The organism is Nocardia sp. NPDC004573 (assembly GCF_053602135.1).
This window is the reverse complement of the sequence record NZ_JBSGDA010000002.1, coordinates 325,413-349,939: the sequence shown is the minus strand read 5'-3', so window position 1 is coordinate 349,939 and position 24,527 is coordinate 325,413. Positions and strand designations below refer to the sequence as shown.

General features: G+C 70.0%; 26 protein-coding genes. 12 read left to right on the top strand and 14 right to left on the bottom strand.

Annotated elements, in window-relative coordinates; translation table 11 throughout:
* Positions 1 to 101 precede the first annotated feature (101 nt).
* The 4 genes from ACWEKR_RS04970 to ACWEKR_RS04955 all read right to left on the bottom strand — a co-directional run bounded on the left by ACWEKR_RS04970 (position 102) and on the right by ACWEKR_RS04955 (position 2,873).
* Positions 102 to 1,274, bottom strand: a complete 1,173-nt coding sequence (locus ACWEKR_RS04970; RefSeq protein ID WP_452353357.1) for an RNA polymerase sigma factor — start codon at positions 1,272 to 1,274, stop codon at positions 102 to 104.
* Positions 1,271 to 1,678, bottom strand: a complete 408-nt coding sequence (locus ACWEKR_RS04965) for a YciI family protein (RefSeq protein ID WP_452353356.1) — start codon at positions 1,676 to 1,678, stop codon at positions 1,271 to 1,273. Before ACWEKR_RS04965 ends, ACWEKR_RS04970 begins: the two co-directional genes overlap by 4 nt.
* 113 nt (positions 1,679 to 1,791) lie before the next feature.
* Positions 1,792 to 1,998 carry a DUF397 domain-containing protein gene (locus ACWEKR_RS04960; protein WP_452353355.1) on the bottom strand — a complete coding sequence of 69 codons (207 nt, stop codon included), beginning with the start codon at positions 1,996 to 1,998 and terminating at the stop codon, positions 1,792 to 1,794.
* Entirely contained in the window at positions 1,995 to 2,873 is an 879-nt protein-coding gene (locus ACWEKR_RS04955; protein WP_452353354.1) for a helix-turn-helix domain-containing protein, read from the bottom strand. Before ACWEKR_RS04955 ends, ACWEKR_RS04960 begins: the two co-directional genes overlap by 4 nt.
* A 345-nt stretch (positions 2,874 to 3,218) precedes the next feature.
* Between ACWEKR_RS04955 and ACWEKR_RS04950 the strand changes: the two genes are divergently transcribed.
* Complete coding sequence (locus ACWEKR_RS04950) at positions 3,219 to 3,593, top strand: DNA-directed RNA polymerase subunit beta (protein ID WP_452353353.1); 375 nt, start codon at positions 3,219 to 3,221, stop codon at positions 3,591 to 3,593.
* 74 nt (positions 3,594 to 3,667) lie between these two features.
* Entirely contained in the window at positions 3,668 to 3,916 is a 249-nt protein-coding gene (locus ACWEKR_RS04945) for a hypothetical protein (RefSeq protein WP_452353352.1), read from the top strand.
* A 50-nt stretch (positions 3,917 to 3,966) separates the two neighbouring features.
* Here the strand turns inward: ACWEKR_RS04945 and ACWEKR_RS04940 are convergent, their stop codons facing one another.
* From ACWEKR_RS04940 to ACWEKR_RS04930, 3 genes are all read right to left on the bottom strand, one after another.
* Positions 3,967 to 5,799, bottom strand: a complete 1,833-nt coding sequence (locus ACWEKR_RS04940; RefSeq protein ID WP_452353351.1) for an AMP-dependent synthetase/ligase — start codon at positions 5,797 to 5,799, stop codon at positions 3,967 to 3,969.
* Between the two features lie 189 nt (positions 5,800 to 5,988).
* The gene (locus ACWEKR_RS04935) at positions 5,989 to 6,729 is read right to left on the bottom strand and encodes a GTP cyclohydrolase II (RefSeq protein ID WP_452353350.1); all 741 of its coding nucleotides are present in this window, start codon (positions 6,727 to 6,729) and stop codon (positions 5,989 to 5,991) included.
* Positions 6,726 to 8,207 carry a carbohydrate kinase family protein gene (locus ACWEKR_RS04930; protein ID WP_452353349.1) on the bottom strand — a complete coding sequence of 494 codons (1,482 nt, stop codon included), beginning with the start codon at positions 8,205 to 8,207 and terminating at the stop codon, positions 6,726 to 6,728. Before ACWEKR_RS04930 ends, ACWEKR_RS04935 begins: the two co-directional genes overlap by 4 nt.
* A gap of 745 nt (positions 8,208 to 8,952) precedes the next feature.
* Here ACWEKR_RS04930 and ACWEKR_RS04925 point away from each other — a divergent pair.
* Entirely contained in the window at positions 8,953 to 9,336 is a 384-nt protein-coding gene (locus tag ACWEKR_RS04925; protein WP_452353348.1) for a hypothetical protein, read from the top strand.
* Between the two features lie 10 nt (positions 9,337 to 9,346).
* Here ACWEKR_RS04925 and ACWEKR_RS04920 read toward each other — a convergent pair whose 3' ends face one another.
* Genes ACWEKR_RS04920 through ACWEKR_RS04910 form a run of 3 tightly spaced genes read right to left on the bottom strand, consistent with a single transcriptional unit; the run spans position 9,347 to position 11,740 of the window.
* Complete coding sequence (locus tag ACWEKR_RS04920) at positions 9,347 to 10,423, bottom strand: quinone-dependent dihydroorotate dehydrogenase (RefSeq protein ID WP_195087456.1); 1,077 nt, start codon at positions 10,421 to 10,423, stop codon at positions 9,347 to 9,349.
* 4 nt (positions 10,424 to 10,427) lie between these two features.
* Positions 10,428 to 10,727 (bottom strand): DUF5703 family protein, encoded by a 300-nt coding sequence (locus tag ACWEKR_RS04915; protein WP_452353347.1) that lies wholly within the window; start codon positions 10,725 to 10,727, stop codon positions 10,428 to 10,430.
* Positions 10,727 to 11,740, bottom strand: a complete 1,014-nt coding sequence (locus ACWEKR_RS04910; protein WP_452353346.1) for a YncE family protein — start codon at positions 11,738 to 11,740, stop codon at positions 10,727 to 10,729. Before ACWEKR_RS04910 ends, ACWEKR_RS04915 begins: the two co-directional genes overlap by 1 nt.
* Positions 11,741 to 11,893: 153 nt before the next feature.
* Between ACWEKR_RS04910 and ACWEKR_RS04905 the strand changes: the two genes are divergently transcribed.
* Genes ACWEKR_RS04905 through ACWEKR_RS04895 form a run of 3 tightly spaced genes read left to right on the top strand, consistent with a single transcriptional unit; the run spans position 11,894 to position 14,904 of the window.
* Complete coding sequence (locus tag ACWEKR_RS04905) at positions 11,894 to 12,250, top strand: hypothetical protein (RefSeq protein WP_452353345.1); 357 nt, start codon at positions 11,894 to 11,896, stop codon at positions 12,248 to 12,250.
* Positions 12,251 to 12,256: 6 nt separating this feature from the next.
* Positions 12,257 to 12,793, top strand: coding sequence for a hypothetical protein (locus tag ACWEKR_RS04900; RefSeq protein WP_452353344.1), 537 nt, complete (start codon positions 12,257 to 12,259; stop codon positions 12,791 to 12,793).
* Between the two features lie 17 nt (positions 12,794 to 12,810).
* Positions 12,811 to 14,904 (top strand): MMPL family transporter, encoded by a 2,094-nt coding sequence (locus ACWEKR_RS04895; RefSeq protein WP_452353343.1) that lies wholly within the window; start codon positions 12,811 to 12,813, stop codon positions 14,902 to 14,904.
* A 259-nt stretch (positions 14,905 to 15,163) separates the two neighbouring features.
* On the opposite strand, the gene ACWEKR_RS04890 is transcribed toward ACWEKR_RS04895, so the two are convergent.
* The 4 genes from ACWEKR_RS04890 to ACWEKR_RS04875 all read right to left on the bottom strand — a co-directional run bounded on the left by ACWEKR_RS04890 (position 15,164) and on the right by ACWEKR_RS04875 (position 19,197).
* Positions 15,164 to 15,994 (bottom strand): heme ABC transporter ATP-binding protein, encoded by an 831-nt coding sequence (locus ACWEKR_RS04890; RefSeq protein WP_452353342.1) that lies wholly within the window; start codon positions 15,992 to 15,994, stop codon positions 15,164 to 15,166.
* 82 nt (positions 15,995 to 16,076) lie between these two features.
* A complete protein-coding gene (locus ACWEKR_RS04885; protein ID WP_452353341.1) occupies positions 16,077 to 17,162 on the bottom strand; it encodes a FecCD family ABC transporter permease in 1,086 nt (361 codons plus the stop codon).
* On the bottom strand, positions 17,159 to 18,217 hold the full coding sequence (locus ACWEKR_RS04880) for a heme/hemin ABC transporter substrate-binding protein (protein ID WP_452353340.1): 1,059 nt from the start codon (positions 18,215 to 18,217) through the stop codon (positions 17,159 to 17,161). The genes ACWEKR_RS04885 and ACWEKR_RS04880 overlap by 4 nt, the downstream gene beginning before the upstream one ends.
* 20 nt (positions 18,218 to 18,237) lie before the next feature.
* Positions 18,238 to 19,197 (bottom strand): aldo/keto reductase, encoded by a 960-nt coding sequence (locus ACWEKR_RS04875; RefSeq protein WP_195087473.1) that lies wholly within the window; start codon positions 19,195 to 19,197, stop codon positions 18,238 to 18,240.
* Positions 19,198 to 19,475: 278 nt separating this feature from the next.
* Between ACWEKR_RS04875 and ACWEKR_RS04870 the strand changes: the two genes are divergently transcribed.
* The 6 genes from ACWEKR_RS04870 to mshC all read left to right on the top strand — a co-directional run bounded on the left by ACWEKR_RS04870 (position 19,476) and on the right by mshC (position 24,523).
* Entirely contained in the window at positions 19,476 to 20,405 is a 930-nt protein-coding gene (locus ACWEKR_RS04870) for an undecaprenyl-diphosphate phosphatase (protein ID WP_452353442.1), read from the top strand.
* 16 nt (positions 20,406 to 20,421) lie between these two features.
* Positions 20,422 to 21,180, top strand: coding sequence for a histidine phosphatase family protein (locus tag ACWEKR_RS04865; protein ID WP_452353339.1), 759 nt, complete (start codon positions 20,422 to 20,424; stop codon positions 21,178 to 21,180).
* A gap of 73 nt (positions 21,181 to 21,253) precedes the next feature.
* A complete protein-coding gene (locus ACWEKR_RS04860) occupies positions 21,254 to 21,838 on the top strand; it encodes a DUF3090 domain-containing protein (RefSeq protein ID WP_039798216.1) in 585 nt (194 codons plus the stop codon).
* Positions 21,839 to 21,842: 4 nt separating this feature from the next.
* The gene (locus tag ACWEKR_RS04855; protein ID WP_452353338.1) at positions 21,843 to 22,649 is read left to right on the top strand and encodes an SCO1664 family protein; all 807 of its coding nucleotides are present in this window, start codon (positions 21,843 to 21,845) and stop codon (positions 22,647 to 22,649) included.
* 75 nt (positions 22,650 to 22,724) lie between these two features.
* Positions 22,725 to 23,147, top strand: coding sequence for a hypothetical protein (locus ACWEKR_RS04850; protein WP_195087480.1), 423 nt, complete (start codon positions 22,725 to 22,727; stop codon positions 23,145 to 23,147).
* Between the two features lie 137 nt (positions 23,148 to 23,284).
* The gene (mshC, locus tag ACWEKR_RS04845; RefSeq protein WP_452353337.1) at positions 23,285 to 24,523 is read left to right on the top strand and encodes a cysteine--1-D-myo-inosityl 2-amino-2-deoxy-alpha-D-glucopyranoside ligase; all 1,239 of its coding nucleotides are present in this window, start codon (positions 23,285 to 23,287) and stop codon (positions 24,521 to 24,523) included.
* Positions 24,524 to 24,527: the final 4 nt, after the last annotated feature.

Genomic DNA, 24,527 nt, shown 5'->3' with positions numbered 1-24,527 from the left:
CAGGGCGACCGCGAGGGCGGCGCCCGAGAGCGCACACCAGGGGTGCGCGGGGACAACCGCCGACCGGCCCTCTTCGGCAATAGTGGGGCGCGATCGGTCGCTCATCCTCCTTCACTCGACATGCGCTGGCGCAGGGTTGCCGCCCGGAGGGTCAGGTGGTTGCGTTCGGCCAGGTTGTGCGCCTGTGCGGCGGCCCGCGCGTAGAGCTGCGCCGCCGTGGCGAGGTCTCCGGCCCGCTCATGCAAGTAAGCGGACGAGGCGGTGTACCGCGGCAGCGCTGGGTCGAGCTCGGTGAGCGCGGCCAGCCCCGCCCGCGGTCCGTCCGCCTCACCCACGGCGACGGCGCGATTGAGCCGCACCACCGGGCTGTCGGTGAACCGGAGCAGTTCGTCGTACCACTCGACGATCTGCACCCAGTCGGTTTCCTCGGCGGTCTGCGCGTCGGCGTGCAGGGCCGCGATCGCGGCCTGCGCTTGGTATTCCCCGAGCCGGTCGCGGGCCAGCGCCGCTTGCAACACCAGCACGCCTTCGGCGATCAGGTCGCGCCGCCATAGGCTGCGGTTCTGCTCGGACAGCGGCACCAGGCTACCGTCGGCGCGCGTGCGGGCCGGGCGTCTGGCGTGGTGGAGCAGGAACAGGGCCAGCAGGCCCGCGACCTCCGGGTCCCCGGTGGTCGCGGCCAGCTGCCTGGCAAGCCGGATCGCCTCGGCGGCGAGGTCGACATCGCCGCTGTATCCCTCGTTGAACACCAGATACAGCACCCGCAGCACGGTGCTCAGGTTTCCGGGACGGTCCAGCCGGACCTCGGCGACGGTGCGTTTGGCGCGGCTGATCCGCTGGGCCATGGTCGCTTCGGGCACGAGGTAGGCCTGCGCGATCTGGCGGGTGGTGAGACCGCCGACGGCCCGCAATGTCAGGGCGACAGCCGAGGCGGGGGTGAGGCTCGGGTGCGCGCACAGAAAGTAGAGCTGCAGCGTTTCGTCCACCGAGGTGGTGGGTCCGGGCGGTGGCTCCTCGCAGTCCCGCAGCTCCCGGCGGTACCGGGCGAGGTCGGAGCGGGCCAGATCGAGGAAACACCGCCACGCCGTGGTGATCAGCCACCCCTTCGGATCACCGGGGCGCTGCTTCGGCCACGCCTCGACAGCCCGGATCAGCGCTTCCTGCACCGCGTCTTCGGCGGTCGCGAAATCCGCCCCGCGGTGGACGACGGCCGCCAGGACGCCCGGGATCAGGTCCCGCAGCTGGGCTTCGTCCACCGCGTCGGCATCCGTCATTCGGTGACGGTCGGCGCGGCGGTCAGCAACGGCCGCACCTCGAGCCACTCGTGGATCGGCTTGCCGCCCGCCCCCGGCGCGGCGGACAACTCGCCGGCCAGTTCGACGGCGCGCTCGTAGGAGTCGACGTCGATGATCATCCACCCCGCGATCAGGTCCTTGGTCTCCGCGAACGGGCCGTCGGTCACCGGAGGCTTGCCCTCGCCGTCGTAGCGCACCCACGCTCCCTCCGGCGCCAGGGCTTGGCCGTCGACGAACTCGCCGGTGCTCTCCAGGCGGGCGGCGAAATCGTTCATGTACTGGATGTGCGCCTCGATCTCGGCGGGCGTCCACTGGTCCATAGGCACATCGTTGACCGCCGCCGGAGCGCCGCGGTAGTGCTTGAGAAGCAGGTACTTCGCCATGACATTCATCCTTCCCGAACCCGCGACCCCGGTTGGTCGCTCACCCCTGGGACGGAGCCGCCACGACGTTCTCGACATCCGTCGGCGAACTGATTCTCGAGCTTCTGATTCGTCTAAGGCTGATCGAACACGCCTCGCGCCAGCCGAGCCGTGAACGCGTCCCACGCCCGGGGGGTGAACACCAGCGCCGGGCCCGCCGGATTCTTGGAGTCCCTCATACCGATCGTCCCGTCCTCCAGGTATGCCACCTCGACGCAATCCTGGTTCGGCCCACTGCGACTGCTCTTGAACCACGCCGCTTTGGCCAGGTCGGTACTCACTCGCCGTACTCCTTAGCGATCTTCGACACCAGTTCCCTGGTTTCCTGCTCATCCAGCGCGGCGGCATGAACCGCCTTACATGCTGTCGTGTATTGATCGATTTCACTGGGCTTGTCCAGGTAGAGGGCACCCGTGTAGCCCTCAACGTACACCACCGGAGGCTCGGTAAACGACTGCAGCGCTGGGAACTCCATCAGCGTGAAAGACCCTGCTACCAGCGGCAATACGCGCTCGGTGCGGAACGGCACCACACGCAGCGTGACGGTTGGTAGCCGCGAAACGGCCAAGAGGTGGTGCAGTTGTTCCGTCATGACCGGTGGTCCGCCAACCTGATACCTCAGTCCCGCCTCTCCGAGGAATACGTTCATGGCGAAGCGGTTGCGCGCTTCCTGTAGGCGCTCCTGACGCTTGGTGGCGATCTCGATCCGACGCTCGACATCGGCGGTGGGCATACCTGGATAAGCACCCCAGATCACTGCGCGCCGGTAAGCAGGAGTCTGGAGCAAGCCGGGCAGCAAGGTGAGATGGAAGGTGGTCAGCCTCCGGGCGGCTTCTTCGAGACCGAGATACAGATCGAAGTAGGTCGGTACCGCATCGCCGTAGGCGTGCCACCATCCGGTCCTCTTGGTTTCCCGCACCAGGCCCATCAGCGCTGCCGTGTCGTCCTCCGTTGCTCCGTACAGTTCACAGAGGGCTTTGATGTAGATGTCTTTGAGTTTTACGCCCTGGCCGCCCTCCAGCCGCCACATCGTCTGCGGGGACACCTCGATGACCTTGCACGCCTGCGCGACGGTCGCGCCGGACGCCTCACGTAGCTGACGCAGTCGGCGCCCCAGCATGCGGCGAGGAACTGCGGAGCCCGGACTCTCAGTCATTAGCCCACCTCACGGTGCTGTGTGAATTTGGAATCGTCTTTGCAGTAAGCCTGGAAGATGAGGAGAAAGTCAGGCTACTCGCGCCATGGAATATTCCAAAATGCCGCGCTCGGGGGTCTACTGAGAAAGCGGCCAGCCACGTGAGCGGAAACATCAAGTGTCGGTAGGCATCTCGCCTGACACACGAAGCTGGCGCACCTCAACCATTTGCGCGATCGAGTAGGGGGTTCGATGGTCCATGTACCTTTTGGCGACACGCCACTGTCACGGTGCGCCTACTACCGGCGGGTGTGCGACCTGCCCACTGAGGTAGATCCACCTCAGCTGGGGCGCATAGTTCTACGCATGGGAGTGGCGTGGGCGGTGATCATGCCCGCCACGCTGGGCCAGGATGTGAAAATCTGGATGCAGCGGAAGGGCTACGCGGTCGGGCCGATCATGTCCCATCCTCGGTCCAAGCGATGGACCTATCTCACGCGACCCGATCTACCGGACGACAGGGCCTTGTTCGCGGAGATGTTCCGGCTCAACGTGTCGGTGGTGCGGGCGGGTGGCACCGTGGCGTTGCCGAGTCCGGCCGATCGTGGGACGACGTTCCGTGCGTGGGTCGAGCGGCCCGACAGCGCTTTCCGTCCTTCCGGCAGTGTTGTGGTGGCGGCGATCCGTGGATGCGTTGCCGAGTGCGTCCAGCGGCGCAGGCGGGGACTGGCGTATGGCTGAGAGTGCCACCGAGATCCGGAAGATGCTGCCGCACTGCCGAATGGTGGCATTCGGACGCCAGGAGGACGGTGCTCATGCGCGATGACGAAGCGGCGGCGAATCGTGCCGAGCGCCGTGGCTCTCCGCGGCCGTCCGAGCCGGATGTCCATCTGTCGGTGTTCTGGCACGGCGTGCGGATGGACTTCGTCGCCTGCGTCACCGCCGCGTGCTTGTTCGTCCAGGAGTGGCGTGCCCGGCACTGGCACGATGCGGTCGAGGTGTCGATGCATGGCACCGACGGGTATCCGCGACTGCCGTGCGAGCGGTTGTATTTGGAGCCGTGAGACAGCGCTGTGGCCCCGGGAAACCCGAGGCCACAGCGCTTCCCGCGAACCTACTTGACGCTGATCACCCGTTCGGACGGTTCCTTGGCGTACAGCGCTTCGATCTCGGCCTGGTACTTGGCCGCGATGGGGGCGCGCTTGAGCGACATCTTCGGGGTCAGCTCGTCCCCGCCGGGTTCCCAGACCGCGCCCAGGATGGTGAACCGCTTGATCTGCTCCACGCGGGAGAGTTTGGCGTTGCCCGCCTGGACCGCGGCGAGTACCTCGTCGACGATCTGCTTGCGGGTGGCCAGAGTGGCGATGTCCTCGCCGGTGGCGTCGAGTTCCTTCGCCCGCAGCGCGGCGACGTCGGGGTCGAGCACGATCAGGGCCGCGATGTAGGGCTTGGCGTCGCCGAGGGCGACGACCTGGCCGATCAGCGAGGAGACGGCCTTCACCGAGTTCTCGATATTGCTGGGGGCGATGTTCTTGCCCGCTTCGTTGATGATCAGTTCCTTCTTGCGGTCCACGATCCGCAGGTAACCGTCGGCGTCGAGGGTGCCGATGTCACCGGTGTGCAGCCAGCCGTCGGAGTCGATGGCCTCGGCGGTCTTGTCGGGCATGTTGCGGTAGCCGCGGGTGACGATCGCGCCGCGCACCAGCACCTCGCCGTCGGCGTCCAGCCGCAGCTCCACGCCGTCGGCCGCGCGCCCGACCGAACCGGGGCGCGGCTTGTCGAGCTCGGTGTAGGTGCCCACGCCGGTGGTTTCCGACATGCCCCACACCTCGCTGACGGTGAAGCCGAGGCCGAGGAAGTACTCCAGGGTCTCCGGCGGGATGGGGGCGGCGCCGGAGGAGGCGACTTTCAGTTGCTCCAAGCCCAGGGCGTGGCGCAGTTTGGCCAGCACCAGCGTCTCGGCGATCTTGTGCTGCGCGCTCAGCAGCGGACCGCGGCCCTTGCCCGCCAGATCGGCGCGCGCGGCGGCGACGCCGGTGGCGATCGCCCAGTTGGCCAGCGCTTTCTTGACCGGGCTCGGTTCTTCGGCGAGTTTGCCCTCGACACCGGCCTTGATCTTCTGCCAGACGCGCGGGACGCCGAAGAAGGTGGTCGGGCGCGCGTCGGGCAGGGCGGCGGCGACTTCGCGCGGGTCGGGCACGGTGGTGATCTGGATGCCGGTGAGCAGGTTCAGCGCGTGGGCGGAGATCCGGTCGGCGACGTGGGCGGCGGGCAGGTAGGACACCACGCGGTCGTCGATGCCGACCTGCAGCGGGCCGTTGACCAGGACGATGATCTGGGCCAGCACGTTGCGGTGGGTGATCTCCACACCCTTGGACGGCCCGGTGGTGCCGGAGGTGTAGATGAGGGTGGCCAGGTCGTCGGCGCCGACGGCCTGCCAGGCGGCGTCGAAATCGAAGTCGCCGGCGGGTGCGGCCTCGACCTGTTCCAGGGTGACGGCGCCCTCGGCGGGTCCGTCGACCATGATGATGTGCTCCACCGGCGCTCCGGCCGCGGTGATGCGGTCGAGGAACACCTGTTCGGTCACCACGACTTTGTTGCCCGCGTTGGTGAACAGGTGGGAGATCTGGTCGGGGGAGCTGGTGTTGTAGATGGAGAACGGGGTGGCGCCCAGGTGCAGCGCGGCGGTGTCGACGAGATTGAATTCGGGGCGGTTGGTGAGCATGATGCCGACGGTGTCGCCGTGGCCGACGCCGAGGCCGGCCAGGCCCGCGGCGATCGAGCGCACCCGTTCGGCGTACTCGCGCCAGGTGTATTCCTGGGTGCCGCCCACCTTGCGCAAGGCGATCTGGTCGGGGCGCAGCCGCGCGGTCTCCTGGAATGCGGCCGGCACGGTGTAGACCGTTTTGCCCGACTGGTGCGCGTATCCGATTTCTGTTGTCGTCATATCCCTGTTCCCGGTAGCGCTGGCGTGAACCGGGGCCGGTCCGCGCCGGCGCCCGATCCGGACTCGAAGCCCTGACACGGCGCGGCGATGGCGCTGTCAGCCTCTCACGAGTCGGCGCGCCACATGTGGCGCGGCTCACTCATGGTAGCCACATGCGGCAGACGGGGTGGGGCAAACTTCAACAAACCTTCAGGCACCGATCAGATCCGGCGCGGAGCCCGGCCCCGGCCGCGGACGAACGTGGTCACCCGGGGTGATCACAACCGGATCGACGGCCGTGGGCTGCTCGGCGGCGGCGCGGTCGCCGTCGTCGTCCAGTGCCCACGGCGCGGAATCGGTCGGGATCCAGTGCTTGCGCCGGGTGCGCTTGGCCTCCAGATAGTCGCGGGCCCGCTCGCTGAGCGCCCTGGTGCGCAGCGGTACCGCGGTGACCTGCAACCCCTCCTGCCGCAGCGCGTCGACCTTGGCGGGATTGTTGGTCAGCAGCTGCACCGAACGCAGGCCGAGGTCGGCCAGAGCCCGGGCGGTGGTCACATAGGTGCGGGCGTCGGCGGGGTAGCCCAGCGTCTCGTAACTGGTGAAGGTGTCCGCGCCGGAGCGCTCGCTTTCCCGGTAACCCAGCGCCTTGGCGATCAGCCCCGCGCCACGTCCCTCCTGCTCGAGATAGACCAGCACTCCGGAGCCGGCGGCCTGGATGAGATCCAGCGCCTTGTCCAGTTCCGGCCCGCAGTCGCAGTCCTGCGACCGCAGCGCTTCCCCATACAGGCAACGCGAATGCACCCGCACCAGGCAGCCGTCGGCGACCGCGCCGAACAGCAACAGATGCCCCTGCTCACCGCCCCCGCGCAACTCCACCACCCGAACTCGCAGATCTTGCCCGTTGCGACGGAACCGATGTTCGGTGTCGGCAGGATCCACAACGTTGGTCAATGCTCCTCCGTAGCGAGTTTGTAAATTCGCTCGACCTCACTCACCAGTGGCATTGCCCCGGGGACATCCCCGATCGATTGCGTCGCCACCATTGCGGCGGTCGCCCAGACGTAGTCCTTGCGTGCGGCGGGGCGGCGCGTCGAAACGAGACGATATACCAGGGCGGCGGAGAAGGCAGCGTGAGCGCCGACCGAGTCCTCCAGCGCCGTCGGGAACGGCTGGAATCGCTCGCTGAGCTGGTCCGACCACACGACGCACCGGAAATCCTGGATCGCGCAGACCGCGCCGACACCGAGGGCGCGCAGCCGGGTGGCGGTCTGCTCCCCGTCCGAGGGCGCGTCGTCGGAGGCCATCGCCAGCGCGCGCAGGTCCTTGTCGCCACCGACGAGGTAATCGACCACACCCAGATGCTGATACAGGTACTGCGGCCGCTCCAACCGCGGCGCCGGATGCACGATCACCAGCGGCCGCTGCGGCAGGCCGCGCAACTGCCCCATGACCTGCTCGATCACCCCGGTGGGTTGTTCGAAGGTCAGCAACACCGCCTCCGACGCCGCGATCGCCGAGCGGATCGCGTCGCTGCGGAGATCCTGCGCGCTCAACCGGATTCGCTCGTCCTTGCAGCCGATCGTGCTCGCCGCTCCGGTGCCGGCCACGATCACCGCGGTCACCGGCGTCGGGGCGTAGGGCACCACTTTGACCAGTTCGGTGTCGACGCGTTCGCTGCGCAGGTATTCCAGGATGCGGCCGCCTGCGTCGTCGTCGCCGACCGCCGAGATCAGCCGCACCCGCAGTCCGAGCCGGGCCGCCGCGACCGCACGGGCGAGCCCTTTACCGCCGGGATGTTCCCGATAGCTGCCGCGTGTGGTGCCTCCGGGCCCGGGAATCCGGTCGACCACATACAGGTGGTCGATCACCGCGTCACCGATCACCGTGACCACACCGCGGGATTCCGACGCAACCGGTTCGCTCACAACGGTTTGCGCGGACGCACCGAAGTCGACGACGTGCGCGCCGTCGAACACCGAAGCCGTGGCCAGCTGCGCGGCCAGCTCGGTGAACGCCCGGCGCTCGGGAGCCCCGCGCAGCGAGCGCACCGTCAGCGTGTCCGGAACCGGTTGCGCCCCAATAGCTTCGTGCAGCACCGCCCACTGCTCGGCGAGGTACTCGCGCCGCTCACCCAGATCCGCGGCGTAGAGCAGGCCGGGATCGACACCGGCGGGCGGGTTTTCACGCAGCAAACCCAGCGACAATTCCGCGTCGACGACGAGCCGGTCGGTGGGGTCGAGCCGCAGGGCCAGATCACGCACCAGCGGCAGCACCGCCTCTTCCCGATCGATGCCCGCGCGCCGCGCGTACTGCCGCACGGCCAGCAGATCCAGCAGGGGCAGCACGTCGATTTCGGTGCTGCGCAACCGATCCGAGCTCAGCCCCGACCGTTTGCACAACCGGGTGAGGATATTGCGAACGGCAACCATCCCCGAATCCTGCGGGACCATGGCGATGCCACCCTCCTCTATCGGCGCGACACCGGGGCATCGCGCACATGTTGGCCACGCAAATCGGGTTTAGCCAGCGGGCAAATAGTCAATTACCAAACTACAACGGCAATTGCGCGCGGGGAACGGCAAATGCCACACTGGATGTGGCGATCCCCATCGCACCACCAGACACATCGGGAGGGCTGGTGAGCAGGATGATTCTTCAGATACGGCAGCCGCGACGGCGGCGGCGACACCGCCCCGCCGGATCCGATACCGAGCTGGTGCCGAAGCCGGTGATGGACTAAACGAGCCGGCGCACACCCCGCACGGCAACGCACCCGTCATCGCCCGCACCCCGCCGGTGCGCAAGCAAGCACCGTCTCGGGCTCGCACCCTGGGCGTCGCGCCCGCCACGCGGCCGGAGCCACGAATCCGGCCACCCGCGCGGCGCCGGCCACCACACGGAGCCGACCGCGCACACCCCGGTCGCCCCTCTCCACCCCGCTCGCCCCGCGCCGCGATTCCCCCGACCGCCGCACACCTGCGAGCCGCCCCCTGGACCACCAGGCCGGGCAGCGGACTGCTCCGCCCGGCCGACCACACCGCCGGCCACGGCGGAATACCCGAAGCGGCGGCCCCACCGCGCCGCACCAGCGCAGGCACGACGCGAGGCATTCGTGACCATCAGACTCAGCGCCCTGGAGCCGGCCTCACTCCACCTGTCGCACCGGAGACCGCGATGACCATCCACACCACCGAATGGACGATGACCAGTGACATAACCCCGGAATCGGCCTACCGCGACACCGACGCGCCCGACAGCTGGCGGCTGAGCTGGCTACCGGACCGGCGGCTGACCCGCATCCAGGCCCTGGCCGGGATGTCGCTGGACGAACTGCTCAGCGACCCCGACGTCGTGCACGACCGCATGACCCAGGCCCGCGTCGAGGTCTACGCCGACCAACTGGGCATCCTGCGCGATCACGCGGTGATCCTGCTCGCCAAGGCCATGGCGGCGCGGCTGGGCCGGGAACTGCGACCCAAGGGAGATCCCGCACCGCCGGGGCACAGCCCGTGGACCCGTCGAGTGCGCACTCCCGAACCACCGTTCGTGCACGGCTGAGCACCGTGGTTCAGGCGTGCGCCGTGTGCTCCGCTCCGACGGCCTCACCGATGCTGTGATACCCCTCGGCGCGCAACCGCTGCGCCAGGCCCCGATGGATGCGGCGCATCCAGAACGGGCCGCCGTAGATGAACCCGGTGTAGCCCTGCAACAGCGTCGCCCCGGCGAGAATGCGTTCCCACGCCTGATCGACGGTCTCGATGCCGCCGACCGAGATCAGCACCAGCCGATCACCCACCCGCCGGTACAGCCGCCGCAACACCTCGAGCGAACGATCGGCGACCGGCGGGCCGGACAACCCGCCCGCGCCCATGGCGGCCACCTCCGCCGGATCGGTGCGCAGACCGTCGCGGCGGATGGTGGTGTTGGTGGCCACGATGCCCGCCAAACCGAGTTCCACAGCCAGATCGGCGACCGCGTCGATGTCCTCGTCGGACAGATCCGGGGCGATCTTCACCAGCACCGGCACCCGCACACTGTCCAGCACCGCCCGCAGCAGCGGGCGCAGCGACTCCACCGCCTGCAGATCCCGCAGGCCCGGCGTGTTCGGGGAACTGACGTTGACCACCACGAAATCGGCCAGCGGCCCCAGCAAGGCGGCGCTGACGGCGTAGTCCGCGGCCGCGGCCTGCGGCTCGACGATCTTGGTCTTGCCGATGTTCGCGCCGATCGGCACCCCGCCGCGGCGCGCGCGCAGTCGTTCGGCGGCCGCGGCCGCGCCGTGATTGTTGAAACCCATCCGATTGATCAGGGCACGGTCGGCGGGCAGCCGGAACAGCCGCGGCGCGGGATTGCCCGGCTGCGGTTGCGCGGTCACGGTGCCGATCTCGGCGAAACCGAACCCCAGCGGCGCCCAGGCGTCGACGCCATCGGCGTTCTTGTCGAAACCGGCGGCCAACCCCAGCGGCGCGGGGAACTCGACCCCGAACGCCTCGGCGCGCAGGATCGGATCACGGGTGACGAGAAGTTTGCTCATGGTCCAGCGCAACGGCGCGAACCAGGCGGCGAACCGCATGACAGCGAAGACGACATGATGGATGCGTTCCGGCGCGACCAGGAACATCAGTCGGAGTAGCAGGGCGTACATCGGCTCACATTCCGGGTTCGGGCTGGGGTAGTAGGGCGGATTTTCGCCGCCGCAGCAGCACCCGCCTGCTGCCGTCGGTGTAGGCGCGCACCCGCGAGAGTTCCCAGCCGCCGAACTCGGCCTGGATCGCCAGCCGCATGGACGCGGTCACCCGCGTGACATCCGGTGGCAGCCGCAGCGGCACGTATTCGTAGTCGTCGCTGGTGGTCTCCCAGCCCGCGGGCAGTGCGCGCCCGCGCCCCCGGTGTGCTGCCGGATCGGCAGCTCCCGCGGAATCCTCGCCCGCGCGTGGTGTCCGAGCCATCAGTGCCCTCTCTTCCGATCCTCCGCACCGATCCGTTGCAGACCGTCGCCGGTCGCGGACCCCACGAACAGATCACCGGTGCGTTGCTCGACGGCCACCGAGTTCGGTTGCCGGACGGTGGCGTAGCGGCCCACTTCCTTCGGTATACCAGTCGACAAGTCGAATCCGACGACTTCGTTGCGCTGCGTGCACGTCACCCACACGGTGTCGGACCGCTGATCGTAGGCGAGTGCGTAAGGCGAAGATCCTACCGGGAAACGCTGGCGCAACACGAGCGGTCCCGCGGTGTAGACCAGCAGTTCGCCGCCCGCGGTGTCGGTGACCACGAACCGGCCGCGCGTGTCGCCGATCAGCCGCGTGGCCCCGTCACCGGCCCGCAACGCCAATCCGGGCCGCTGCTCACCCGAGTCGAGCTCGAAGATCGCGGTCTGACGCCGGTCGAGCACGGTCAGCTCGCCGCCGGCTTCGGCCAGTTCGTCGGCCGACACCAGCCCCGACACCGTGGCGGTGACCGCACCGTCGGCCGCCACATCCAGCACCCGGCCGTCGGCGGTGCCGACCAGCAGCCCGCCGTCCGCGCGGGCCAGCACCGACCGCACCTCGCCGTCCACGGCCACCGCGGTGACCGCCCCGGAGGCCAGCTCCACCCGCAGCACCCGTCCCGGCGCGGCCGCCAGCATCTCACCCGGCCTGCCCGCGGTCAGACCGCTGGCGCGCTCGGGCAACGTCACCGTGCGCACCACCGGCCGGGCCGCCTCCGGGTCGACGACGGTGAGGGTGGCCCCGTCCAGGGCGGCCAGCAACCCACCGGCGGAATCGGCGGCCAGCTCGGCGACCGGACCTGCGGGCAGCACCCGCCCGGCCGGCGGCGTCGACACCGCAGGCGCGAGCGCCGCGGTGGCCGGTTCCCGGGTCGGCAGGTCGGGACCGCCGGCGCCGGAGGAGCATCCGGCCGACAGCACCAGCACCGCCACACCCGCGAATGCCGAGACGAGCCAGGCGCGAGGGCGCATCGACCGAACTCCTTCTACCGACGAATCTTCCGCAACCTCCCCATCTGACCATGATGACGCAACCAACCGACCGACCGGGGTGTCGGCTCGAGCGGAATGTCGGTAACCGGAGTTACGGTGGAGACCACACCGTCCGATACAGGGAGATCCGGGTTGAAAGCCGACCATACGTCGGGATTTGTCATCGACGACATCACCGTCGGCGCGTACGCGCACGGCTTCGGCACCACCGCCGACGGCCATCCCTTCACCTTCCGCACCGTGCGCGCCACCCTGACGCTCGAGATCTACCGCCGCGATCTCGCCGACGCCGTCCCCGGTCCCGAGGACGTACTGGCAGTCGCCGAAGCCACGGTCGCCGACATCGACCTGGACGACGAACGCAGTATCGCGGCCCTGGTGCGGGATATGATCCCCGACGCCGCGACGATCGACGCCGCCGCGAAACGGGACGTCACGACCGTGCGTGCCCTGCTGGGACGGATCAGCTCCGTCATCGAAGGTATGTAGGAAGCGATGACCCACACACGACTCGCCCGCACCGCGCTCGCCGTCGCGGGCCTGCTGACGGCAGTGGCCGCCGCCGCCGCCTGCGACAGAGGCACCGACGACGCCGCCGTCGACGCCGCCCGCTCCTCGGCCAACGCCTCGCTGTCGTCCTCGATCGCCGCCTCCTCCAGCGCCGCCCACCCGCCGCTGCCCACCGCCGCCGACCTCGACGCCCAGATCAAGCGGGCGCTGGACCCGGCGCTGCCCGACAGCGAACGCACCGCCCTCATCGAGGACGGCGACTCCTTCCGCCAAGCCATCCCCGACATGTACAAGGCGCTGCAGGACAATCCCCGCGCCGTCTACGGGGTGACCGACCCGGTATTCGACAACCACGACGGCACGCTGACCGCCACCATGCGGCTGGACAAGGACGGCACCGGCGCCGCGGTCCGCACCACCGTCGTGCACTTCGTGCTCATCGACGGCACGTGGAAGATCTCCCGCACCGACCTGTGCGGCATCCTGCGCTCGGCCGACTACCGCACCCCGGCCTGCGGCTGACCGGGCGCCGCGACGCGATGCACCGTTCCGGATCCCTGCGGTGGGGGCGGTTCGTGCACCGCCACCGTGTCCTCGTCCTGGGCTTCTTCGTCCTGTTCGTCCTGGTCTCCGGTTGGTACGGCCGCGACCTGGCCGGACGGCTCACCCAGGAGGGCTGGTTCGACGAGAGCAGCGAATCGGTGGCCGCCGCCGAACTGGCCGACCACACCTTCGGCCGCGACACCGACAGCGACCTGATCCTGCTCTACACCGCCCCCGACGGCGCCACCGTCGACGACCCGGCCGTCCGCGGCCCGGTCACCCGGCACCTGGCCGGGTTGCTGACCACCTATCCCGATCGCATCCAGAAGATCGACAGCTATTGGGACAGCCCGTTCTCCGCCCAGGCCACCGACGCCACCCACACCCATGCCTTCGCCAGCGTCGGGTTGCGCGGCTCGGGCACCGCGACGGTGGAGAACTACCTGGCGATCAAGGACCACCTCGGCGCCGGGCGCGCCGGCGGCGGCCCCGGCGGCACCACGGTGCAACTGGCGGGACTGCAACCGATCGTGGAGGGCATCAACACCGGCATGCAGCGCGACATCAGACGCGCGGAGATGATCGCGCTGCCGCTGGTGGCGATCCTGCTGTATTTCGTGTTCGGCGGCGTCGTCGGCGCGCTGCTGCCGGTGCTCATCGGCGGCATGACGATCCTGGGCACCCAGGGCGGACTGCGGGCGCTGACCGACCACATCGAGGTCAACGTCTTCGCCAGCGCCGTGCTGACCTTGGTCAGCCTGGGCTTGGCGATCGACTACGGCCTGTTCACCGTCACCCGTTTCCGGGAGGAACTCGCCGCCGGTCACTCCGTCGAGGAAGCCACCGCCCGCACCGTCGCCACCGCCGGGCGCACCGTGCTGTTCTCCGCGGCGATCATCGCCCTCAGCCTCGGCGCGCTGTTCATCTTCCCCAACGGCGTGCTGCGCTCGGTGCCGCTGGGCGGCATCAGCTCGGTGCTGCTGGCCGCGCTGCTGTCGGTGACCGCGCTGCCCGCGGCGTTGAGCATCGTCGGACACCGCATCGACTTCCTGGGCTGGAAGCGGTTCTCCCGCACCAGGACCGAAGCGCAGATCGACGCCGGATTCTTCTCCCGCCTCGCACTGTGGGCGATGCGCCGCCCCTGGGCGGTCGCGGTGCCGATCGTGCTGGCCCTGCTGGCACTGAGCATCCCGATCCGCCACATCGAATTCGGCGGGCTGAGCGAACGCTATCTGTCCGACGACAATCCGGCGCGAGTCGCGCAGGAACGTTTCGACGCCCTGTTCCCCAGCTTCCGCACCGAACCGCTGAAACTGGTGGTCCTCGGCGCCGACCCGCAGCAGCTCGGCGACATCCGCTACGCCGCCAACCAGGTCCCCGGCCTGACCGGACGTTTCGAACCCGCCGCACCCACCAAAGACGGCCTCAACGTGCTCGCCGCCGGGCTGACCGACAAACGCGACGCCGACCGCGTGATCGCCGCGCTGCGCGCCATCCCCGAACCGCCCGGCGTGCAGGTGATGGTCGCCGGGGTACCGGCCCTGGAACGCGACAGCATCAACGGCCTGCTCGACGGCCTGCCCGTGCTGCTGGCCATCCTCGTCGCCGCGGCGCTGGCGCTGATGTACGCGGCCTTCCGCTCGGTGGTCCTGGCAGTGAAGGCGGTCGCGATGAGCGCGCTCAGCCTCGTGTCCACCCTCGGCGTGTTGACCTGGGTGTTCGTCGAAGGGCACGGCGCGGGCATCTTCCACTTCACGCCGGGACCGCTGATGTTCGCTGTGCTGGCGCTGATCGTGACGGTGGTGTTCGGGCTGTCCACCGACTACGAGGTTTTCCTGCTGTCGCGCGTGTCCGAAGCGCGCGCCGCCGGCGCGGACGCGCCCGAGGCCATCCGCTACGGCATCGCCCACACCGGCAGCGTGATCACTTCCGCCGCCGCGATCCTCATCGTGGTCACCGGCGCGTTCGGCTTCTCCGATCTGGTGCTGATGAAATACATCGCCTACGGCATGATCGCCGCGCTGATCCTCGACGCCACCGTGATCCGCATGCTGCTGACCCCCGCGGTGCTGAAACTGGTCTGGCGGTAGGTCGCGCCGGTCCGCTTCCCCCTGCGCCACCGGCGTCGGCCGCTGGAAGACCGGCAGCCGAAGCGTCGGGTGCGCCGCGCCGCGACCGGGCGACGCTGACGATCGCCGGTGCGCCCGGTATGCCCGACCACCCCGGGCCGCCCCACACCGGACGGTCGCCGCGGCTTCGGGCATAGGCCTGATGCTCGAGCCGTGGCATCCACACCACCGTTCGGCACAGGTCCCCGGCACGGAAGAGAGGACCGGCGGGTCGACTCGATCAGCGGCGGACCGGCAGCACCAGTTGGGCGCCGGTGACCGGATGGTCGAGCACTTCCACCGGGTGCTGGTAGACCTTCGTGAGCAGCTCGGTGGTCAGCACTTCCCGGGGCGGGCCGTCCGCGGCGATACAACCGGCATCCAGGACGGCCACCCGATCGGCGTAGGCGGCCGCGACACCGAGGTCGTGCAGGACGACGACCACGGCCGCACCCACCGCGGCACGCTCGGCGGCCAGACGCAGCACTGCCTCTTGGTGGCCGAGGTCCAAGGCGGCGGTCGGCTCGTCCAGCAGCAGGGTCGCGGTGTCCTGCGCCAGCACACGCGCCAACGCGACCCGGGCGCGTTCACCGCCGGACAGGGTGGGGAACGAGCGGGTGGCCAGATGCGCGACGTCGGTGACGGCCATCGCGGCGGCGATCTGTTGCTCGTCGTGTTCGCGGCGTTCGGTGCGCACCCACGGCGCGCGGCCCATCGCCACCACTTCCCGCGCGGTGAACGGGAACCCGACGGTGTGGGTCTGCGGCAGCACCGCCCGCCGCCGGGCCATGTCCAGCGTCGTCCAGTGCGCCAACGGCTGCCCATCGAGTTCCACCGTCCCCGCGCTCGGCGCCAGCTCCCCGGCCAGCACGGCCAGCAGCGTCGACTTACCGGCGCCGTTGGGCCCGACGAGCGCCACGACCTGCCCCGCGACCGCCTCGAAATCCACACCGTCGAGCACCCGCCGCGCCTGCCCGCCTCCGCGCCGCTGCACGCTCACCCCCGACGCCCGCACGGTCACATCCCCCCGCACCGGCCACCCCGGCACCTCGTGCACCCTCCGCACCCTCACCCCACACCTCCGGTCGAGTGGCACACCGCCGCGAGCACTTCTCGGCAGTCACCGCCGCCATGCGCCACTCGACGATGCCCGATCACGCCCAGCCCCCGGAGCGAGCTCGAGTGCGGCGCAACAGCCAGAAGAAGACGGGACCGCCGATGAGGGAGGTGAGCATGCCCAACGGCAGGTCGGCGTTGTCGACCAGCGAGCGGGCGGCGACATCGGCGGCCAGCAGCACCACCGCGCCGACGACGGCGCTGAGCGGGATCAGGATCCGATGCGCGGGACCGACCAGCATCCGCACCAGGTGCGGAACGATGAGCCCGACGAACAGGATGATGCCGGTGAACGCGACACCGGCGGTGGCCAGCACCGCCACCACGACGATCACGTTGCGACGCAACCGCTCCACATCGACACCCAGATGCCGAGCCGCCGACTCCCCGAGCGCCAGCAGATCCAGTCGCGGCGCCAGCAGCACCGCCGCCGCGACACCGACCGCGCTCAGCGGCGCCACCACACCCACCGACTCCCACGTGGCCCCATTGAGCGACCCCAACTGCCAGAACACGATCTGATCGCGCGCGGCGGGGGAGGCCACGAACAGCAGCAACGCGATCAACCCGCCCGCGAACGCGTTGATCGCGACACCGGTCAACACCAGGGTGACGACCTCGGTGCGGCCGCCCGAGCGCGCCAGCAGATACACCAGCAACGTGGTCGCCAACCCCGCCACGAACGCCGCCGCGGCCACCGACCACGCCGCCACGAACGCCCCGCCCACCACGATGACCGTGCCCGCACCGACCGCCGCCCCCGCCGACACCCCGATCACACCGGGCTCGGCCAGCGGGTTGGCGAACACACCCTGCAACAACGCACCCGCTGTCGCCAGCGCCGCACCCACCAGCATCGCCAGCACCACCCGCGGGAACCGCACCTCCCACAGCGTCACCTCACCCGCGGGATGCGCGGGCATCGGCCCCAGATCCAGCCCGATACGATGCAGCACACTGCCGGCCACCTCGGCGGGTGTCGTCGGCACCTGCCCGATCGCCGCCGACGCCACCGCCAGCGCGACCAGCCCGGCCACCGCGACCACGAACACCAGCAGCACCCGCGAACGGCCCCGCGATTTCGGCAGCGGCGGCCGCGCCGTCTGCGTCCCCGAAACACTCATGCGTGACCGGTGCCGTACACCGCCGCACTCAACGCCGCGATCACCCGGCCGGTGTTGGGCCCGAAACTCAGCAACACCGCATCCGACATGTCCACCACCCGCCGGTCGCGCCCCGCCGGGGTCTGCGCGATCCCCGGCACCTTCTGCAACCCCTCCACACCGCCGACGGACTTCAACCCGTCCGACATCACCAGCAGCACATCCGGCGCCGCACCGATCATGGCCTCACTGGTGATCGCGGTGAACGGCTCCTTCAACCCCGCGACGGTACCCGCGTCCCGCGCACGCAACGCCGCGATCAACGCGTCCGCCCCCGACCCCGGCCCGGCCAGCATCGTGATCGCGGTGGACCGCAGATACAGGAACGCGATGGTCAGCTGCGGATCCTGCGTGGGCACCGCGGCGGCGGCCGCGGCGATCTCGTCGCGGGTGCGCTGCGCCAGCGCCTGCCCCCGCTCCGGCACCCCCAACGCGCCCGCCACCGCCTCGATCTGCGGCACCACCCCGTCCATCGTCCGCTCCGGATCGAAATACACCACCGTCACCCCGGCCGCGCGCAACTGCTCACGCACCGCGGGCGCGGCGCTGGTGGTGTCGGTGAGAAACACCGACGGCCGCATCGCCAGCACCGACTCCACATTCAGCGACCCGTTGCCCCCGGCCACATTCGGCACATCCCGCACCGCCGGAAACGCCGCCGAGGTGCTGCGCCCCACCAGCTTGGGCCCCAACCCCAGCGCGTACACGATCTGGGCGAGGGTGCCGTAGCGGTCCACGGCGATGATGCGGGAGGCGTCGGTGACGGTGACCTGCGTGCCGTCGTACGAGCGCACCGTCACCGGCAGCGCCGGGGTGGGCTCCGGCCCGATGGGCACCGGATCCAGATCGGTCAGCGTCGCCGTCGTCGGCCCGTGCCCGCCGTGCGAGGACCCGGCGTCGGCGCCACACGCGACCGTCCCCGCCAGCAGGCCCACCGCGAACAACGCCGCGACGGCACGCCACCACCCGGCTCGGACTCCGTTCCCACGCCCACCCCCGGTCGCTGCAGTGCTCATGCGGGCAAGGCTAATCTGTGTCACTCGGCGGGCGCACTGACGTCGTCCAGGGCCGCGGCGATCGCCCGCGGCAGCTCCAGCGTCTCCGCGGCCAGCACACCGGTGAGCTGCCCGATGTCGCGGGCGCCGACGACCATGCTCGCGATACCCGGCCGGTCCCGGATCCAGGCCAGCGCCACCGCCAACGGCGAGGTGCCCAACCCGTCCGCCGCGGTCACCAGCGCATCCACCACCCGGGTGGCGCGCTCGTCGAGACCACTGCGGATCTCCGCCGCGGTCGCCTCGTCGGCGCCGCGCGAATCGGCGGGCACACCGTCGCGATACTTGCCGGTCAGGATGCCGCCCGCCAACGGCGCCGAGGCGATCACCCCCACCCCGTGGAACTGCGCCGCGGGCACCACATCGGCCTCCGCACCCCGCGCCAGCAGCGAATACGGCGTCTGCGCCGCCGTCACCGGCGCGACCGCGGCCAGGCTGGCCAGCTGCCAGGCCCCGAACCCGCGCACGCCCGCGTACCGCACCCGCCCCGACCGCACCGCCTGCTCCAACGTCGAGGCCACCTCCTCGAGCGGAGTCCGCGGATCCCACACCGCGACATTCCACACGTCGAGGTGATCGGTGCCGAACTCCAGCAGCGTGCGATCCAGCTGCCGCAGCAGCGCCCGCCGCGAGGTATCCACCGTGACCTGCGCCGCCCCGGGCACCCCGGCATCGGTATACCCCCACGCCGCGGTCCCCGCGCACCCGCTGAGCACCAGCTCGTCACGCGAGACCAGATCACCGAGCAACTCGGCCAGCATCCGCTGGGAAGCCCCGCCCGCGTAGGCGGGGGAGGTGTCCACCAGCGTGCCACCCGCCTCGACGAACGCCACCAGCTGCCCCGCGGCGTCCTCGGCGTCGGTGTGCGAACCCCAGGTATGGGTCGCCAGGCCCATCCGCGACACCCGCAGGCCGCTACGGCCCACCGTCCGCTGTTCCATCACCGTGTCCGCGCATTCGTCACGGCGCCAAGCCTAGAGTGTGGAGACGCGACCGGCCGCCCACCAGCACAGTGGGTCGCGCCCCGGTGCGCCGGAAACCTGGGTACCTGCGCGCCGGCCGGCGCAACAGCCGGGCACGCTGCGGCGGCCTCGACACTGTACTGTCGCTGCGTGATTGGGGCGGCAGGCCCGGCGACGCGACCGGCCGCCGCGTCAATGCCCAGGTAGCAACCCGTATTTCGGGCGGAAGTGGAGGATGGTTCGTGGTTGGCGAGTCGATGACCTGGGTGCAGGCACTGGTGCTGGGGCTGGTGCAGGGGCTGACGGAGTTCCTGCCGATCTCCTCCTCGGCGCATCTGCGCATCGTGTCGTCGGTCTTCTTCGGCGACGACGCGGGCGCCTCGTTCACCGCGGTCACCCAGCTGGGCACCGAGGCCGCGGTACTGGTGTACTTCGCCAAGGACATCTGGCGGATCGTGTTGGCCTGGTTCGCGGGTCTGCGCGAGCGGGCGACCGCGCGCGGTCGCCAACAGCTGCCACTGCACGATCAGCCCACCACGAAACTGCCGGTCCTCACCGCCGACCACCGGCGCGTGCTCGACGAGCAGGCCCAGCGCGAACTCGACTACCGCATCGGCTGGTATGTGATCATCGCCACCGTCCCCATCGGTGTGCTCGGCTTCTTGTTCAAAGACGAGATCCGCACCGGCGCCCGCAATCTGTGGCTGGTGTCGTTCATGCTGATCTTCTTCGCGCTGGTCATCGCCGCCGGTGAGCACTTCGGCCGCAAGGAACGCCCGATCGAGCAACTGACCACCCGCGACGGGCTGGTCATGGGTTTCGCCCAGTGCCTGGCGCTGATCCCCGGTGTCTCCCGCTCGGGCGCGACCTCCACCGCGGGCCTGTTCCTGGGCTTGGAACGCGAAGCGGCCGTACGATTCTCGTTCCTGCTGGCCATCCCCGCCGTGACCGCCTCGGGCCTGTTCAGCCTGCCGGACGCGTTCGAACCCGCCGGAGAGGGACTCAACGCCAGCGGCCCGCAACTGCTGGTGGCCACCGTGCTGGCCTTCGCGGTCGGCTACGCCTCGGTGGCATGGCTGCTGCGTTTCGTGGCACGCCATTCGCTGTACTGGTTCGTCGGCTACCGCATCGTGCTCGGCGCGATCCTGCTCGGTCTGCTGGCGGGCGGGGTGGTCTCGGCGACATGATCGCTAGGCTGGCCGCATGACGGTGATCCTGTTGCGGCACGGTGTGTCGACCTCGAACACCGCCCGCACCCTCGCCGGTCGCAGCACCGGCGTCGAGCTCACCGAGCGCGGCGAGGAGCAGGCGAGAACCGTGGCCGAACGGCTGGCCGGGCTGCCCATCGAACGAATCGTGCACTCCCCGCTGCTGCGCTGCCAGCGCACGGTCGCGCCGCTGGCGGAAAAGTTCGGGCTCGAACCGGTATTCGACGACCGGCTGCTCGAAGTGGACTACGGCGCGTGGACCGGCCGCCCCATCGCCGAACTGGTGGCCGAACCGCTGTGGAAGGTCGTGCAGCGGCACGCCTCCGGCGCGGTGTTCCCCGGCGGTGAGGGCCTGGCGCAGGTGCAGGCACGCGCGGTCGCCGCGATCCGCGAACACGACCGCGCCCTCGCCGAGCAGCACGGCCGCGACGCACTGTGGGTGGCGTGCACCCACGGCGACGTGATCAAGTCGGTGCTGGCCGACGCGCTGGGCATCCACCTCGACGGCTTCCAGCGCATCGTCGTCGAACCCGCCTCGATCAGCGTCGTGCGCTACACCCCGACCGCACCGTACGTCTGGCGGCTCAACGACACCGGCGCCGACCTGTCGGCCCTCGCCGCGTCCGGCGGGCAACCCCGGGCGGCGGGGTCTGCGTCGCCGGAACCCGAGACCTCCGGACCAGTCCCCGGTGGCGAACTCGGCAATACCGGGAGTGCGGATAATGGGAATGCGGAGCGCCGAGATTCCTTGTAGACGACCGGACGGTCGTCCTATGGAATACCCGCACCGCGGGTAGTCGTTCAGGGTCACGTATCAGGAGGTGCATGTGTCACGCGCAATCCATGTATTCCGCACCCCCGATCGTTTCGTCGCCGGGACCGTCGGTGAGCCGGGCGATCGCGCGTTCTATCTGCAGGCGGTGCAGGAGCCGCGCGTGGTCAGCGTGCTGCTGGAAAAGCAGCAGGTCAAGGTGCTTGCCGACCGGATGGGTCTGCTGCTGGACGAGGTCGCGCGCCGCTTCGGCGCCGAAGTGCCCCCGCAGGCCGAGGACGTCAGCGACAACGCACCGCTGGTCACCCCGATCGACGCCGAATTCCGGGTAGGCACCATGGGCCTTGGCTGGGACGCCGACGCGGGCGCGGTGGTGGTGGAACTGCTCGCGATCACCGAGACCGAGGTCGACGAGTCGGTGGTGCTCGACGACACCGAGGAGGGCCCCGACGCGGTGCGGGTGTTCCTCACCCCGATCCAGGCCCGCGAATTCGCGCTGCGCTCCACCCGGGTGATCGCGGCGGGCCGCCCGCCGTGCCCGCTGTGCGGGGAGCCGCTCTCGGCGCGCGGGCACATGTGCGTGCGCACCAACGGCTACAAACGCGGTGACATCTTCGGCGCGGCCGAACTAGAGGAGTGATTCGGTGGCCGAGGCCGGGGACGGATTCCACAGCGGCGAACTCACGGTGATCGGGCGGGTGAGCACCGCCAGCAACGTGACCCTGGTCTGCGACGTCGGCGACAGCACCGGCGCGGCGCCGCTGCGGGTGGTCTACAAACCCATCCGCGGCGAACGACCACTGTGGGACTTCCCCGACGGCACCCTCGCCGGCCGCGAGGTGGCCTCCTACCTGATCTCCGAGGCGATCGGCTGGGGCGTGATCCCCGAAACCATCCTGCGCGACGGCCCTTTCGGTGTCGGCATGGTGCAGCGCTGGGTGGTGGGCGTGGACAACCACACCGACCGCGGCGACCGGCTCGACCTGATCGACCTGTGCCCGGCGGGCGCGGTACCCGACGGATTCCGCGAGGTGCTGCGCGCAGTGGACGACATGGGCAACGAGGTGTCGCTGATCCACGCCGACGATCCGCGGCTGCACCGGGTGGCGGTGCTGGACGTGCTGCTCAACAACGCCGACCGCAAGGGCGGGCACGCGCTGGAAGGGGTGGACGGGCAGGTCTACGGCGTCGACCACGGCATCTGCCTGCACGCCGAGCACAAACTGCGCACCGTGCTGTGGGGCTGGGCCGGTCAGCCCATCGACGAGGCGTCGATCGCGGACATCACCGCGTTCGCCAAACAGCTGCCGGGCGCGTTCGCCGACACGCTCAGCGAGCACATCACCGACGCCGAGATCGACGCGTTGATCGAACGCACCCAGCAGGTGCTCGACGAGCCGGTGATGCCGGTGCCGCGCACGTCGCGGCCGATTCCGTGGCCCGCCTTCTGACCGCGGGCACTGCCGGGGGCGGCGTTTCCTGGCACAGTTGAAGCTTCCGGCAGCCGGCGCGACGAGGAGGACGCGATGCCCCACTCCACTCCCGACCGCGCGGCACCGACGGTGCGGATCGTCATCGGCGCACCGACCTACCGCATCGCGTTGCATTACCTGCACCTCTACGACAAGAAGCCCTATCCCGACACCGACCTGCACCTCTACGACAACGGCGTCTACTGGCTGAGTTCGGCGGGGGAGAACCACTTCGGCGTCTACGTCCTCACCGAGGGTTCGGTGGACTCCGGGCGGTTCACGATGCGGTTCATCTCGTTGCCTTCCGCCGACTGGGGCGATACGGTCGCTTATCACGAGCTCGAGTTCGACGTCGCGCGCGGCGCGTTCACCCAGATCGCGCTCGCCGACACCGATCCCGACATCCCGGAACTGGACGGCACCTTCGCGATCACGCCCAACACGATCGCCGACCCCACCGGCCGCGCCGACAGCTGATTCAACGAAACCGTAAGTATTGACATCCCACGATGTGCTGGAAGACGCAGGTCGCGGCGGGCGGCCGCCGCGGCGGGACGGTCGCGGCCACCGGGCCGGGGAAGGATGATCCCGCCCACACCTCTACCCTCGTAAGCATGCAGTCCTGGTCCGACACCGCCCTCCCCACCGTCCCCGGAGCAGGACCGCCGTTGCGGTTGTACGACACCGCCGACCGTCAGGTGCGCCCGGTCACCCCCGGCGCCACCGCCACCATGTACGTCTGCGGCATCACCCCCTACGACGCCACCCACCTCGGCCACGCCGCGACCTACCTGACCTTCGACCTGGTCAACCGGCTGTGGCGCGACGCCGGCCACGACGTGCACTACGTGCAGAACGTCACCGACGTCGACGACCCGCTGTTCGAACGTGCCGCCCGCGACGGCGTCGACTGGCGCGAGCTGGGTGCGGCGGAAACCGATCTGTTCCGCGAGGACATGGCCGCACTGCGGATCCTGCCGCCGCGCGACTACATCGGCGCCGTGGAATCCGTCGACGAAGTCGTGGAGGTCGTGCAGAAACTGCTCGCTTCCGGCGCGGCCTACGTCGTCGAGGACGCCGAATACCCCGACGTCTACTTCCGCGCCGACGCCACCGAGCAGTTCGGGTACGAATCCGGCTACGACCGCGCCACCATGGAGCGGCTGTTCGCCGAACGCGGCGGCGACCCGGACCGCCCCGGCAAACGCGACCCCATCGACGCGCTGCTGTGGCGCGCGGCGCGGCCCGGCGAACCGTCCTGGCCCGCCCCCTTCGGCCCGGGCCGTCCCGGCTGGCACGTGGAGTGTTGCGCGATCGCGTTGAACCGCATCGGCCCGGAATTCGACATCCAGGGCGGCGGCAGCGATCTGATCTACCCCCACCACGAATACTCCGCCGCGCACGCCGAGTCGCTCATCGCGGGCCGCCGCTTCGCCCGCCACTACGTGCACGCCGGCCTGATCGGGCTGGACGGGGAGAAGATGTCGAAATCCCGCGGCAACCTCGTGCTGGTGTCGGCGCTGCGCCGCCAGGATGTCGACCCGGCCGCCATCCGCCTCGCCCTGCTGGCCGGGCACTACCGCCAGGACCGGATGTGGACCGACGCCCTGCTCGAGCAGGCGCAGCGGCGCCTGCAGTTGTGGCGTGCGGCCGTCGCACTGCAGACAGGCCCCTCGGCCACCGACACCGTCACCCGGCTGCGCGCGCATCTCGCCGACGACTTGAACACTCCCAAAGCGCTCGACGCACTCGACAACTGGGCCCGCCAAGCCCTCGACTACGGCGGCCGGGACACCGACGCGCCCGCGACGATCGCCGCCGCCGCCGACGCACTGCTCGGCATCCGCCTGTAACGAC